Annotated in this window: 12 protein-coding genes and 2 riboswitches; of the genes, 9 read left to right on the top strand and 3 right to left on the bottom strand. The window is 69.7% G+C overall.

Annotated elements, in window-relative coordinates; genetic code table 11:
• Position 1 precedes the first annotated feature (1 nt).
• Together gcvH and gcvT are read right to left on the bottom strand one after the other, a co-directional pair.
• Positions 2-379: a glycine cleavage system protein GcvH gene (gene gcvH, locus IE153_RS15585; protein WP_097220803.1), complete on the bottom strand. Its 378-nt coding sequence runs from the start codon at positions 377-379 to the stop codon at positions 2-4.
• Positions 380-482: 103 nt separating this feature from the next.
• Positions 483-1,652, bottom strand: coding sequence for a glycine cleavage system aminomethyltransferase GcvT (gcvT, locus tag IE153_RS15580; RefSeq protein ID WP_435812004.1), 1,170 nt, complete (start codon positions 1,650-1,652; stop codon positions 483-485).
• Positions 1,643-1,763, bottom strand: a riboswitch (glycine riboswitch). Its footprint overlaps the gene before it by 10 nt.
• A riboswitch (glycine riboswitch) is annotated at positions 1,764-1,863 on the bottom strand.
• Between the two features lie 223 nt (positions 1,864-2,086).
• Here gcvT and IE153_RS15575 point away from each other — a divergent pair.
• The 9 genes from IE153_RS15575 (at position 2,087) to IE153_RS15535 (ending at position 11,778) form a co-directional block, all read left to right on the top strand.
• The gene (locus IE153_RS15575; RefSeq protein ID WP_189590294.1) at positions 2,087-2,755 is read left to right on the top strand and encodes an AAA family ATPase; all 669 of its coding nucleotides are present in this window, start codon (positions 2,087-2,089) and stop codon (positions 2,753-2,755) included.
• Positions 2,756-2,857: 102 nt separating this feature from the next.
• The gene (locus tag IE153_RS15570) at positions 2,858-3,646 is read left to right on the top strand and encodes an enhanced serine sensitivity protein SseB (protein WP_189590293.1); all 789 of its coding nucleotides are present in this window, start codon (positions 2,858-2,860) and stop codon (positions 3,644-3,646) included.
• Between the two features lie 136 nt (positions 3,647-3,782).
• Positions 3,783-4,583, top strand: a complete 801-nt coding sequence (locus tag IE153_RS15565) for an enhanced serine sensitivity protein SseB C-terminal domain-containing protein (RefSeq protein WP_189590292.1) — start codon at positions 3,783-3,785, stop codon at positions 4,581-4,583.
• Between the two features lie 344 nt (positions 4,584-4,927).
• The gene (locus tag IE153_RS15560; RefSeq protein WP_030851332.1) at positions 4,928-5,926 is read left to right on the top strand and encodes an ABC transporter permease; all 999 of its coding nucleotides are present in this window, start codon (positions 4,928-4,930) and stop codon (positions 5,924-5,926) included.
• An 8-nt stretch (positions 5,927-5,934) separates the two neighbouring features.
• A complete protein-coding gene (locus tag IE153_RS15555; protein WP_189590291.1) occupies positions 5,935-7,701 on the top strand; it encodes an ABC transporter substrate-binding protein in 1,767 nt (588 codons plus the stop codon).
• A gap of 91 nt (positions 7,702-7,792) precedes the next feature.
• Positions 7,793-8,803, top strand: coding sequence for an ABC transporter permease (locus tag IE153_RS15550; RefSeq protein ID WP_030851334.1), 1,011 nt, complete (start codon positions 7,793-7,795; stop codon positions 8,801-8,803).
• A complete protein-coding gene (locus IE153_RS15545; protein ID WP_189590290.1) occupies positions 8,800-9,882 on the top strand; it encodes an ABC transporter ATP-binding protein in 1,083 nt (360 codons plus the stop codon). Before IE153_RS15550 ends, IE153_RS15545 begins: the two co-directional genes overlap by 4 nt.
• Positions 9,879-11,039, top strand: a complete 1,161-nt coding sequence (locus IE153_RS15540) for an ABC transporter ATP-binding protein (RefSeq protein WP_189590289.1) — start codon at positions 9,879-9,881, stop codon at positions 11,037-11,039. Before IE153_RS15545 ends, IE153_RS15540 begins: the two co-directional genes overlap by 4 nt.
• 64 nt (positions 11,040-11,103) lie before the next feature.
• Positions 11,104-11,778: a trimeric intracellular cation channel family protein gene (locus tag IE153_RS15535; protein WP_078885028.1), complete on the top strand. Its 675-nt coding sequence runs from the start codon at positions 11,104-11,106 to the stop codon at positions 11,776-11,778.
• Here the strand turns inward: IE153_RS15535 and IE153_RS15530 are convergent.
• Positions 11,669-12,904 carry an alpha/beta hydrolase gene (locus tag IE153_RS15530; protein WP_189590288.1) on the bottom strand — a complete coding sequence of 412 codons (1,236 nt, stop codon included), beginning with the start codon at positions 12,902-12,904 and terminating at the stop codon, positions 11,669-11,671. The genes IE153_RS15535 and IE153_RS15530 overlap by 110 nt on opposite strands.
• Positions 12,905-12,912 lie beyond the last annotated feature (8 nt).

The raw sequence follows: 12,912 nt of genomic DNA, 5'->3' as shown, positions 1-12,912 counted from the left end.
CTCAGCCCGCGGAGAACGCGGTGTACTCGTCGGCGGAGAGCAGGTCGCCCGGCTCGTCCGTGACCCGCACCTTGAACAGCCAGCCGCCCTCGAAGGGGGCCGAGTTCACCAGCGCCGGGTCGTTCACGACGTCCTCGTTGACCTCGGTGATCTCACCGGAGACGGGGGAGTACAGGTCGGACACCGACTTGGTCGACTCCAGCTCGCCGCAGGTCTCGCCGGCGGACACGGAGTCACCCACCTCGGGAAGCTGGACGAACACGACATCGCCGAGCGCGTTGGCCGCGTGCTCCGTGATGCCGACCGTCGACACGCCGTCCTCGGCGGCCGACAGCCACTCGTGCTCCTTGCTGTAGCGCAGCTCTTTGGGGTTGCTCATGGCCTGGATTCTCCTGTACGCGCGGGAGTGCTGTGGAAGGGGGGACTGCTGGTGAGCTGGGACGACGGGCACGGGGTCGCTGCCGCGGCCCTTCGGCCAGTGTCTACTTCTGGCGCTTGTAGAACGGCAGCGCCACGACCTCGTACGGCTCGTGACTGCCCCGGATGTCCACACCCACGCCGCTCGTGCCGGGCGCGGCGTGCGCGGGGTCGACGTACGCGATCGCGATCGGCTTGCCGAGGGTGGGGGAGGGGGCGCCGGAGGTGACCTCGCCGATCACCTCGCCGCCGGCGACGACGGCGTACCCGGCGCGCGGGACCCGGCGGCCCTCGGCGATCAGGCCGACCAGGACGCGCGGCGGGTTCTGCTCGGCGCGGGCGGCGGCCTCGCGCAGGGCCTCGCGGCCTACGAAGTCGCCCTCCTTCTCGAACTTCACCACCCGGCCGAGCCCGGCGTCGAAGGGCGTGAGGGAGGTCGTCAGCTCGTGCCCGTACAGCGGCATGCCCGCCTCCAGGCGCAGCGTGTCGCGGCAGGACAGCCCGCACGGGACGAGGCCGACGCCCTCGCCGGCCTTGGTCAGGGCCTGCCACAGCTCGACGGCGTGCTCGGGCTTCACGAAGAGCTCGAAGCCGTCCTCGCCGGTGTAGCCGGTCCGGGCGATCAGGGCCGGGACGCCCGCGACCGTGCCGGGCAGCCCGGCGTAGTACTTCAGGCCGTCGAGGTCGGCGTCGGTCAGGGACTTCAGGATCCCGGGGGACTCGGGACCCTGTACGGCGAGCAGCGCGTAGGCGTCCCGGTCGTCGCGCACCTCGGCGTCGAAGCCCGCGGCGCGCTCGGTCAGCGCGTCCAGCACCACCTGGGCGTTGGAGGCGTTGGCGACGACCATGTACTCGGTCTCGCCCAGCCGGTAGACGATCAGGTCGTCCAGGATGCCGCCGTCGGCCCGGCAGATCATGGTGTAGCGGGCCCGGCCCGGCTTCACGCCGCCGATGTTGCCCACCAGGGCGAAGTCCAGCAGGGCAGCGGCCTGCGGCCCGGTGACGGTGATCTCGCCCATGTGGGAGAGGTCGAAGAGGCCGGCCTTCGTGCGCACGGCGATGTGCTCGTCGCGCTCGGAGCCGTAGCGCAGGGGCATGTCCCAGCCGGCGAAGTCGGTCATCGTCGCACCGAGGACACGATGCAGGGCATCGAGCGCGGTGTGACGGAGTTCTCCTGTACTGCTCACGGTCGGTCGTCTCCAAGGGGCATGACGGGCGAGGGCGTTCCTCCCCATCTGTCATCGGAACCTGAGAGGTTCGCCATGACCGCACGGGTCCATGGCTTGCACCTTGGGTGGAGCCGCATCCCCGTCGAGGACAGGGGGCGGCCCGCTTTTCAGATGTGCCTCGCCCGCGCGGTAACGGGGCCTGAGAGATTCAAGGGAGGGACTTGCTCCTTCGGCGCCCCAGCTCTTGCGGTGCTGGGGACTCTCCCGCGCGGATTCAAACGGCCGGTATGCAGTTGGCGCGCACATCATTGCACGCATCCTTCCGGCGCGGCAGGGGGACCTTTCACAGGGAGTGCACGAGTCCCGCCGCGCCGGGCACAGCGACCTGTAGCAGCCCTGTTGCAGGACGAGAACGTAAATGAGAGGCCTGCCGCATTACCTTCTCTTTACACTCGGCGGGGATGGGACTCCGTACCTGGCCCCAGGGGAGGACGATCACGGTGAACAGGACCACCGCGTACGCGACGACGGGCATCGCGCTGCCCGAGCAGCCGGCCGCCGCTCCGGTCCGGGCGGTCCGCGCCCCGGCGCCGGCGCCGGTCGTCCGCGACCTGCGCGACCGCCCCGGGGGCGGCCCGCACGCGCTGCTGTTCGGCCCCCGCGACCTCGTCGTGGTCACGGGCCTGCCCGGCAGCGGCAAGTCGACGCTGATGCGGCGCGCCGTGCCGGGCCGGCGCATCGACTCCCAGGACACCCGCGACCGCTGGGAGCGCCGCATGCCGCGCGCCCTGCCGTACGCGCTCTACCGCCCGCTCGTCCGCCTCTCCCACTACGCCGGGCTGCGCCGCGCCCTGCGCACCGGGGAGGGCGTCGTCGTGCACGACTGCGGCACCCAGGCCTGGGTCCGCCGCTGGCTCGCCCGCGAGGCCCGCCGCCGGGGCGGCACGCTCCACCTGCTCCTCCTCGACGTCACCCCCGAGCAGGCCCTGGCCGGTCAGCGCGATCGCGGCCGCGGCGTCTCGCGCTACGCGTTCCTGCGCCACCGCGTGGCCGGCAACCGTCTCCTGCGCGCGGTGGAGCGCGGCGACCTCCCCGCCGGCTGCGGCTCGGCCGTCCTCGCCGACCGGGACACGGCGAACACCCTGCACAGAATCGGCTTCACGGGCTGAGCCCGCGCCGTCGTACACCGGTCCTGTTCCCGATGCCCCCGGCGTCCCGTCAGCCGTTAGCCTTTTGAGCCACAGCAGTGGTTCCAGGCAGGCGGTAGGCAGATGGACATCCCGGCGGACTTCTCCGCGGACTTTCCGGCGCAGACGCAGACCCACCCGCACGGCGGTTGGCCCGGCAACGAGCTGGAGGAGGTGCTCTCGGCCTCCCTCGGCGCCGGACCGGCGGCCGGCGGGCGGATCGTCGAGGTGCTCGGCCGGAGCTTCGTGTGGATCCCGCTGCCCAGCGGCGGCGGCCCGCACAGCGGCCCCCTCGACCTGCCCGGCATCGAGATCGACGGCCAGGCGTTCGTGCCGGTGTTCAGCTCCGAGGAGCAGTTCCACCAGGTCGTCGGCTCCCACATGTCGTACACCATCGCGCCCGCCGTGGAGTTCGCCCGCGGCCTGCCCCCGCACGCCGGCATAGCCGTCAACCCGGGCGGTGTGGTGGGCATCCCGCTCCCGCCGCCCGCCGTGGCCGAGCTGTGCCGGGCCGGCCGGACGCCGCTGGACGGTCCCGCGAGCGGCGGCCGGGTCCGCCTCTTCGAGCCCGACTGGCAGGACGACCCGGTGGACTTCCTCGCCGCCGCCTCCGCCGAGTTCGAGGCGACCGGCGTCGTCGTCACCGCCCGCCGCTGCCTCGCCGCGATCGAGACCGCCGACCCGGTGATGTTCGTCGGCGTCGAACTCTCCCAGTGGGAAGGCGACCTGCGCGCCCTCCCTCTGGACGCCCTCACCCGGGCCGTCACCGCGGTCCCGGCCCCCTGGCCGGTCAACCTCGTCCTGCTGGACGTGGCGGAGGACCCGGTGGGCAACTGGATGCGGGACCGGGTCCGGCCCTTTTTCCAGCGGTAGGCCAGTACCCCAGGGGCGCGGGGAACTGCGCGAGAACCACCCACGACCCGCGGCCGCGATACGACCCCAGGCTCCGACCTCTCGCGCGGGCTTAAGCTAGGGCACCGTCGAGGCGTTGTACGAAGGGGCGGTAAAGGTGAGCGCGAGCGGCACGGCCGCGGCCGGACAGGTCGAGCACATGCTGCGCCAGGTCACGCCCGGGCGTTACGACGCCTACGAGGCACTCCTGCGCGCGCTCGCGACCCCGCACAGCGGCCAGATCTGGATGCTCCTGTGGCACGGGCAGGCCGGCTCCCTCGACGCCCAGTACGGAAACATGGACGTCGACGGCTGCGGCTACGCCCCTTGCGTGACCTCCGCGCAGGAGCTCTCCGCCAGCGGCTGGAACCGCTCCTACGAGGTGGTCGACGGAGTCGACGTCGCCCGCGCCCTCTACCCCGACCACTACGGCCTCTGGCTCAACCCGCACGCCCCCGGCGGCGGCGTCGGCATCCCCTGGCTCGACCTGCGCAGAATCGCCACGGGCCTGGACCGCCAGCCCGCCGGCCCCCTGCGGCTGTCCGAACCCGCCATCGAGATCCCGCAGTTCTACGCCCTGCTCGCGCAGAACGCCCACCGCACCCCCGCCGTCCGCTCGCTGCGCCGGGCCTGGGTGCAGCCCGCCCTCGGGGCGCCGTACCTCGCCATCGGACTGGATGTGTACGACACCTCGCCGCCGGCCGTGGACTCCGTGCGCGCGATGATGCAGCAGTCCCTCGGCGCCGTGCCGGACGGGCTTCCCGTGTCGACCGTCGCCATGTCCGACGAACACGACCCGGTGGCCATGTGGCTGCGTGCGAAGGCCCGCCCGTTCTACGACCGCGAGGCCCACGCCACCGCCCCCGTCCAGGCCCCGGTCTCCGGCTACGGATACCCTCCCGCGCAGGGCCGGTACTGACCGGCTCGAAGTCGCCCCCCTGGGCCCCTCTCGCACCACCCCTCGAACGCGACAACCGCTCAGCTCTCCGCGCGTAGATAGGGGCGAAAACCGCCAGGATGTCCTAAAATGCCCCTGTCCTGGTGTGTCCGACCCCCGCTACCCGCTGTCCGGATAACGGAACCCCCCAGACAGCATCACGTTTACGCATCCTTTCATCGCCAAGTCTGGCAACAGATCGCCAAAGCGTTGAAGACTCCCCGCAAGACACGGGCCGGGTCGGTCTTGTGTACGAGACAAACAAAACCGCTACAGCGGCAGCCAGGGGCTCGGCGATCGCCGGCCCGAGAGGGGTCAATCGCACCGTGACCGCACCCATCGAGACCACCGGGGCGGAAGCCGGAGCACAGCCCGAGGCCGTGCTCTCCGGGGTCAAGAAGAGCCAGATCGAGGGGCGCTCGCTCACCCAGATCGCCTGGATGCGCTTCAAGCGGGACAAGGTGGCGATGGCGGGAGGCGTCATCGTCATCCTGCTCGTGCTGATGGCGGTGTTCTCCAAGCCGATCCAGTGGATCTTCAACCTCGATCCCAACAAGTTCAACCAGGACCTCATCGACCCGGCGCTGCTCGCCCCCAAGGGCGGCTGGGGAGGAATGAGTTGGGACCACCCGCTCGGCGTGGACCCCCAGTACGGCCGTGACATGCTCGCCCGCATCATCGACGGCTCCTGGGTCTCCCTCCTGGTCGCGGGCGGCGCCACGCTGCTGTCCGTGTGCATCGGCACCGTGCTCGGTGTCGTCGCCGGCTACTACGGCGGCTGGATCGACAGCGTGATCAGCAGGCTCATGGACACGTTCCTGGCCTTCCCCCTGCTGCTGTTCGCGATCTCGATCTCCGCCTCCGTGCAGGACGGATTCTTCGGCCTCGAAGGCCTGTCCCTGCGCATCAGTGTGCTGATCTTCGTGATCGGCTTCTTCAGCTGGCCGTACATCGGCCGCATCGTGCGCGCCCAGACGATGACCCTGCGCAAGCGGGAGTTCATCGAGGCCGCCACGAGCCTCGGGGCACGCGGCCCGTACGTCCTGTTCCGGGAACTGCTCCCGAACCTCGTCGCGCCGATCCTCGTCTACTCGACGCTGATCATCCCGACGAACATCCTGTTCGAGGCCGCGCTGAGCTTCCTCGGCGTCGGTATCGCTCCGCCGCAGGCTTCCTGGGGCGGCATGCTCAGCAACGCTGTGGATCTCTACACGGCTGATCCGCAGTACATGTTCGTGCCCGGACTGGCGATCTTCATCACCGTCCTGGCCTTCAACCTGCTGGGTGACGGGCTGCGTGACGCCCTCGACCCTCGCAGCAAGTGATCCATCGAATGAGGGGGCTTCCTCAGGTGAAGACGAGAAGGGTGACCGCCGGCGTTGCGTCGGTCCTGGCACTGTCGCTGGGTGCTGCCGCGTGCGGCGGCGGAGGTGACGACAACGACGGGGGAGGCAACGGCAAGAAGGACGCCGCGCTGAACTCGATCGTCAACGCGTCGGACAAGAAGGGAGGGACGGCCACGTACGAGCACTCGGACGTGCCGGACTCCCTCGACCCGGGCAACACGTACTACGGCTGGGTGCAGAACTTCTCCCGTCTCTACGGCCGGACGCTCACCACGTTCAAGCCGGCGGCGGGCAAGGAAGGCCTGGAGGTCGTGCCGGACCTCGCCGAGGGTCTCGGCAAGTCCAGCCCGGACGCCAAGACCTGGACGTACAAGCTGCGTGCGGGTGTGAAGTTCCAGGACGGCACCCCGGTGACGTCCAAGGACGTGAAGTACGCCATCGAGCGCTCCAACTTCGCGCCCGAGGCGCTGTCCAACGGCCCGACGTACTTCAAGGCGTACCTGGAGGGCGGCGACAAGTACAAGGGCCCGTACAAGGACAAGTCCGCCGAGGGCCTGAAGTCCATCGAGACGCCGGACGACCGGACGATCGTCTTCAAGCTGAAGCAGCCGTTCGCCGACTTCGACTACCTGGCGACGTTCTCGCAGACGGCCCCCGTGCCGCAGGCGAAGGACACCGGTGCGAAGTACGTCCAGGCCATCCAGTCCACCGGCCCGTACCAGTTCCAGTCCTACGAGGAGGGTCGCGGCGCCACCCTCGTGCGCAACAAGCAGTGGGACGCCAAGACGGACCCGATCCGCAAGGCCCTGCCGGACAAGATCACGATCAAGTTCAAGGTCAACCCGGTCACGGTCGACAACAACCTGCTCTCCGACAAGATCACGGCTGACGCGGCCGGCACGGGTGTGCAGCCGCAGACCCAGCCGAAGGTGCTGCGCGGCAAGTACGCCAACCAGACGGACAGCTCCTACGCGGGCGCCACGCAGTACATCGCGCTCAACGTGAACGTGAAGCCGTTCGACAACGCCGACTGCCGCAAGGCCGTTCAGTGGGGCCTCGACAAGCAGTCGGTGCTCGACGCCATGGGCGGCTCGCCCAAGGGCGACGTGGCGACCACGCTGCTGCCGCCGTCGGTGAACGGCTACACCAAGTTCGACACCTACGCGACCGACGGTCACAAGGGTGACGTGGCCAAGGCCAAGGCGGCCCTGAAGGCGTGCGGCAAGCCCAACGGCTTCAACACGATCCTGACGGCCCGTTCCGACCGTCCCGCCGAGATCGCCGCGGCGACCGCCATCCAGGCGTCGCTGAAGAAGATCGGCATCAACATCGAGATCAAGCAGTTCCCCTCCGGCAAGTACTTCTCCAACTTCGCCGGTGTCCCGAGCTACGTCCACGACAACAAGCTCGGCATGCTCTCGATGGCGTGGGGCGCCGACTGGCCGACCGGCTACGGCTTCCTCGACCAGATCGTCAACGGTGCGGCCATCAAGCCCTCGGGCGGCAACAACCTGATGGAGCTGGACGACCCGAAGATCAACAAGGCCCTGACGGACGCGATCGCCAACACCGACGACGCGGCCCGCACCAAGGCCTGGGGTGACATCGACAAGATGGTCCTCGACAACGCCTCGGTCGTCCCGCTGGTCTACCGCAAGAACCTGCTGCTCCGGCCGACGTCCGCGACGAACGTCACGGTCACGCAGGCCTACCTCGGCATGTACGACTACCTGCTGATGAGCTCCTCGAAGTAATTCAGCAGGCCGGATCCTTTCGAAAGGCAGGTGAAGGCACCGGGTGGCCGCGGCGGACGACCCCGCCGCGGCCACCCGGGGCCGTACAGCTGTGGCTGCGTACATCCTCCGACGCGTCATGGGCGCAGTGCTGTTGCTGCTGGTGGTCAGCGCAGTCACCTTCGCCATCTTCTTCCTGGTACCCCGCATCGGCGGGCAGACGGCCGACCAGTTGGCCACCCAGTACGTGGGCAAGGACGCGAACCCCGCATCCGTTGCCGCGATCAAGCAGAACCTGGGTCTGGACCAGCCGCTCTACGTCCAGTACTGGGACTTCCTCAAGGGCCTCGTGGTGGGCGCCGACTACAAGTTCGGTCCCGACGCGACGCACTGCAGCGCACCCTGCTTCGGGTACTCCTTCAAGAGCCACATCGAGGTGTGGCCGCAGTTGGAGCAGCGGATCCCCGTCTCCTTCTCGCTGGCCGTCGGTGCGGCCGTGATCTGGCTGGTCACCGGCGTGACGACCGGTGTGATCTCGGCGCTGCGCAAGGGCAAGCCGATCGACCGCTTCTCCATGTTCATCGCGCTCGCCGGCGTCTCGCTGCCGATCTTCTTCACCGGCCAGATCCTGCTCGCGCTCTTCGTCTACGAGATCCCGATCTGGGAGAGCATCGACTACGTCCCGTTCACGGACAACCCGGCCGAATGGGCCTGGCACCTGATGCTGCCCTGGATCAGCCTCGCGTTCCTCTTCTCCGCGCTCTACGCCCGGCTCACCCGGGCGGGCATGCTGGAGACGATGAGCGAGGACTACATCAGAACGGCCAGGGCCAAGGGTCTCAAGGAGACCACGGTCGTGGCCAAGCACGGCCTGCGCTCCGCGCTCACCCCGATCGTCACCATCTTCGGCATGGACTTCGGCACCCTGGTCGGCACCGCGGTGCTCACCGAGACCGTGTTCTCCCTCCAGGGCATCGGTGCCTACTCCGTCCAGGCCATCAAGGACAACGACCTGCCCATCGTGATGGGCGTGACCCTGGTCGCCGCGTTCTTCATCGTCTTCTGCAATCTGATCGTCGACCTGGTGTACGCCGCCATCGACCCCCGGGTGAGGTACTCGTGAGCAAGCTCGACAAAGCCGCGCTCGGCGAACCGGACACCACTGCTCCGTCCGTCCCGGACGACGTGTTCCTGTCCGTCCGTGATCTGCGCATCCACTTCGACACCGACGACGGTCTGGTCAAGTCCGTCGACGGCGTCAGCTTCGACGTGCGCAAGGGCAAGACCCTGGGCATCGTGGGCGAGTCCGGCTCCGGCAAGTCGGTCACCTCGCTCGGCGTGATGGGCCTGCACCGCTCGGCGCGCGCCAAGGTCTCCGGCGAGGTCTGGCTCGACGGCCAGGAGCTGATCGGGGCCGACCCCGACGAGGTGCGGCGGCTGCGCGGCCGGAAGATGGCCATGATCTTCCAGGACCCGCTGTCGGCGATGCACCCCTACTACTCCGTGGGGCAGCAGATCGTCGAGGCGTACCGCGTCCACCACGACGTCAGCAAGAAGGTCGCCCGGCAGCGGGCGGTCGAGATGCTCGACCGGGTCGGCATCCCCGAGCCCGCCAAGCGCGTCGACGGCTACCCGCACGAGTTCTCCGGCGGTATGCGCCAGCGCGCCATGATCGCGATGGCGCTGGTGAACAACCCCGAGCTGCTCATCGCCGACGAGCCGACCACCGCCCTGGACGTCACCGTGCAGGCGCAGATCCTGGACCTGATCCACGATCTGCAGAAGGAGTTCGGCTCCGCGGTCATCATGATCACCCACGACCTGGGTGTGGTCGCCGAGATGGCCGACGACCTGCTGGTCATGTACGGCGGCCGGTGCGTGGAGCGCGGCCCCGCCGAGGACGTGTTCTCCGAGCCCCGCCACCCCTACACCTGGGGCCTGCTCGGCTCGATGCCGCGCATGGACCGCGAGGAGACCGACCGGCTCATCCCGATCAAGGGCGCGCCGCCCTCCCTCATCAACCTCCCGTCCGGCTGCGCCTTCAACCCGCGCTGCCCGTACGCGGACGTCCCGAAGGACAACGTCACCCGCACGGTCCGCCCCGAGCTGACCGAGGTCGGCGGCTCGCACTGGGCCGCCTGCCACATGACGCAGGAGCAGCGGGAGCGTATCTGGACCGAAGAGATTGCGCCGAAGCTGTGAGCGACGACAAAACGGTGAGCACACCGGACACCAGCGGGAGCACCCTCACCAAGGGCACCACCGCCGACGGCGAGGTCCTGCTGAAGGTGACCGGCCTTCAGAAGCACTTCCCGATCCGCAAGGGCCTGCTCCAGCGGCAGACCGGCGCGGTGCGTGCCGTCGACGGCATCGACTTCGAGGTGCGCAAGGGCGAGACCCTCGGCGTCGTAGGCGAGTCGGGCTGCGGCAAGTCCACCATGGGCCGGCTGATCACCCGGCTGCTGGAACCGACCGGCGGCTCGGTCGAGTTCGAGGGCCAGGACATCACGCACCTGAAGACCGGCGAGCTGCGCCCCATGCGCCGCGACGTGCAGATGATCTTCCAGGACCCGTACTCCTCGCTGAACCCCCGCCACACGATCGGCACGATCGTCGGCGCCCCCTTCCGGCTCCAGGGCGTCGAGCCCGAGGGCGGTGTGAAGAAGGAGGTCCAGCGGCTGCTGTCGGTGGTCGGCCTCAACCCCGAGCACTACAACCGCTACCCGCACGAGTTCTCCGGCGGTCAGCGCCAGCGCATCGGTATCGCCCGCGCGCTTGCCCTCAACCCCAAGCTGGTCGTGGCGGACGAGCCGGTCTCCGCGCTGGACGTGTCGATCCAGGCGCAGGTGGTGAACCTGCTGGACGACCTCCAGGAGGAGCTGGGCCTGACGTATGTGATCATCGCGCACGACCTGTCGGTCGTCCGGCACGTCTCGGACCGGATCGCGGTGATGTACCTCGGCAAGATCGTCGAGCTGGCCGAACGCGACCAGCTGTACAAGTCCCCGATGCACCCGTACTCCAAGGCCCTGCTGTCGGCCGTGCCGGTTCCGGACCCGAAGCGCAGGGGCGCCAAGAGCGAGCGCATCCTGCTCAAGGGCGACGTGCCCTCGCCGATCGCCCCGCCGAGCGGCTGCCGCTTCCACACCCGGTGCTGGAAGGCGACGGAGATCTGCAAGACGACCGAGCCGCCGCTCAAGGAGCTGCGGGCCGGGCAGCAGGTCGCCTGCCACCACCCGGAGAACTTCGCGGACCAGCAGCCGCAGGACACCAAGCTGCTGTCGTCGGCGCGCGAGGCGGCCGCGGAGAACAACCTGGAGAAGACCGCGGGGAACGACACCGCGACCGTCGAGAAGTGAGTCACCCCGAGCCCCCGCCCTCGTACGTCAGGGCGGGGGCTCACCCGTGGGTGAAAATGACGGGGTGCTCCAGCAACTCTTCAGCCCGTCCGTCCAGCACACGCTCGACCTGATCGGCATCTTCGTCTTCGCGATCTCCGGCGCCCTGCTGGCCGTGCGGAAGAACTTCGACGTGTTCGGCATGGCCGTCCTCGCCGAGGTCACCGCGCTGGGCGGAGGGCTGTTCCGGGACCTGGTCATCGGGGCCGTACCGCCCGCCGCCTTCACGGACCTGGGGTACTTCCTCACCCCGCTGCTCGCCACCCTCCTGGTCTTCTTCCTGCACCCCCAGGTGGAGCGCATCCAGGTCGCGGTGAACGTCTTCGACGCGGCCGGCCTCGGCCTGTTCTGCGTCGCCGGCACGATCAAGGCGTACGAGTACGGGCTGGGCCTGACCGCCTCGGCCGGACTCGGGCTGACCACCGCCGTGGGCGGCGGTGTCCTGCGGGACGTCCTCGCCAACGAGGTGCCCTCGCTGCTGCGCTGGGACCGCGACCTGTACGCGGTCCCGGCGATCGTCGGCTCCGCGCTGATCGCCCTGTGCATCCGCTACGACGTCGTGAACCCGCTCACCAGCGGTCTCGCGGTGATCACCGCCTTCGTACTGCGCCTGCTCGCGATGCGGTACCACTGGCGAGCTCCGCGGGCGTGGCACCGCCGGTCGACGGTGAGCGAGGAGGAGCAGCCCGTCCTGCCGTGACGGGGCGGGCGCCCATCTCCTGGGTCAGCCACCGGAACACCGGCACCACCTGCGGCCGCCACAGCGCCATGTTGTGGCCGCCCGCGCTCTTCGGGATGTACACGACGTGCACGGTCGTCGGGGCCTTCGCGGTCTGCTCCAGGGCCACGGCGGCCTCGTAGCCGTCGTGCGGCTGGCCGGAGAGGTACAGCGCGATCCGCGGCGGGACGGGAGACCGGCGCAGCATCAGGAAGGGGTTGTTCGCGACGCGCAGGGCGGGGCTCTGCGCGGTGAGGGAGTCGCGTTCGCCGATCGGGTCGTTGTAGCCGGACAGACTGACGGCGGCCCGGTAGCGGTCGGGGTGGGCGACGGCGAGCCGGGCCGCGCAGTGCGCCCCGGCCGAGTAGCCGGCGACGGCCCAGCCCCGCGGGGCGGGCTGGGCACGGAAGGTGTCCGTGACCATCTTCGGCACGTCGACGCTCAGCCAGGTGTCGGCGTTGACGGTGCCCGGGATGTTGGCGCAGCCGGTGTCCACGCCGGCCAGCAGGCTGGTGCGGGGTGCGACCAGGATGAACGGGGCGACCTGCCCGCTGCGCATCAGCGGCAGCAGTTGCTCGTGCGCGCGCAGCGAGCCGAACCATGCCTTCGCCGATCCGGGGTAGCCGGGCAGCAGCTCCACCACCGGGAACCTGTGGTGCCGGTAGGCCGGTTCGCCGTACTGCGGTGGCAGCCAGACGTAGACCTCCGCGTTCACCCCCGACACCCGGCCCCTGAGCTGGGTCACCCGCACTCCTCCGGCCGCGCTCATCCCGGGCCCGGTGGCCGGCTCGAAGGCCTGCCGCACCTTGGGCAGCCGCTCGAGCGCGATCCCGCCGGTGCCGTCGGCGCCGAGATTCGCCGCCTGCTGCACGTGGTCGCCGGTGCCGAGCAGGTCGGCCCAGTTGTCGTACAGGTTGTTGGCGTTGTTGACCAGCGTGAAGACCAGGGCCACGGCCGTCCCCTGGGCGAACAGCAGCATCAGCGCCCGGGCCGCGGCACGCAGGACCCGGGGACCGCGGATGCGCGACCAGAGGACCAGCGGCAGGACGAGGGCGGCGACGGACAGTACGACCAGCGTGCAGAGGAACGGTGTCCCGGTGAGGCTCATGCCCCTGT

It is taken from the genome of Streptomyces massasporeus (genome assembly GCF_014648995.1).
Taxonomy (GTDB): domain Bacteria; phylum Actinomycetota; class Actinomycetes; order Streptomycetales; family Streptomycetaceae; genus Streptomyces; species Streptomyces massasporeus.
This window is presented reverse-complemented; position numbering and strand designations above follow the sequence as displayed.

Excerpts from the sequence above, each read along its gene's own strand:
- gcvH (WP_097220803.1), bottom strand. The coding sequence starts at position 379 with ATGAGCAACCCCAAAGAGCTGCGCTACAGCAAGGAGCACGAGTGGCTG.
- IE153_RS15555 (WP_189590291.1), top strand. The coding sequence starts at position 5,935 with ATGAGGGGGCTTCCTCAGGTGAAGACGAGAAGGGTGACCGCCGGCGTT.
- gcvT (WP_435812004.1), bottom strand. The coding sequence starts at position 1,652 with ATGGGGAGGAACGCCCTCGCCCGTCATGCCCCTTGGAGACGACCGACC.
- IE153_RS15530 (WP_189590288.1), bottom strand. The coding sequence starts at position 12,904 with ATGAGCCTCACCGGGACACCGTTCCTCTGCACGCTGGTCGTACTGTCC.
- IE153_RS15570 (WP_189590293.1), top strand. The coding sequence starts at position 2,858 with ATGGACATCCCGGCGGACTTCTCCGCGGACTTTCCGGCGCAGACGCAG.